Origin of the sequence: Oribacterium sp. P9 (assembly GCF_046365365.1) — a bacterium.
GTDB lineage: Bacteria > Bacillota > Clostridia > Lachnospirales > Lachnospiraceae > Oribacterium.
Window position 1 is genome coordinate 1 of record NZ_JBKEIS010000055.1, and the last position, 690, is coordinate 690.

The 690-nt window shown below is 48.6% G+C and carries 1 protein-coding gene; it reads right to left on the reverse strand.

From position 1 onward, the window contains the following. The coding region (locus tag ACK8P7_RS10970) for an ATP-binding protein (RefSeq protein ID WP_410044234.1) at positions 1 to 609 on the reverse strand (609 nt) is incomplete at its 3' end. Between the last annotated feature and the right edge of the window lie 81 nt (positions 610 to 690).

Consider the following 690-nt stretch of genomic DNA (forward strand, 5'->3'; position numbering starts at 1 on the left):
ATCATACTGAGAACAAAAGATGGTTGACGACTTCTTGCGTCTCCTATGTAGGAGTTCCAGTATATCGTGCTGTTCTGATGCGGTTGGCTTCAACAGTAACCATTCATCGATGATCAGCAGAACCGGATTGGCATACTTACTCTGGACCTTCTTGTAAGTTCCATCGTTACGTGCCATCTCTAACTCCAGGAGCAGATCTGGGAGTCGAACGTATTTCGTAGTGTATCGACGCTTGCAGGCTTCCATACCGAAAGCGCATGCCATGTAGGTCTTTCCACTCCCTGTGGCACCTGTGATGAACAGGTTTCGATGCTCTGTGATGTACTCACAGGTTGCCAGACGCTCGATCAGGCTGCGGTTGAGTTTCCGCCCGGAGGTATAGTTGATATCACCGATATATGCATCTGGCTGGTCGAATCCGGCATTACGGATCAGCCGTTTCAGACTGTTGCTCTTACGGTTGCTGTATTCGATATCCACCAGCATTCCGAAACGGTCTTCAAAGGAAATGTCCCTCATTCGGGCATCCTGCAGCTGGGTCAGGAATGCATCCGACATGGAGGTTAGACGCATTTCGATGAGTTTATCTATAGTGCTCTGTGTAGTCATGGTTCCTTACCTCCTGTAGTAATCCGCACCCCGTGTAAGTGCGTGGCTGCTTTTTTCTGAGTTCGTATGGATATCAATTAC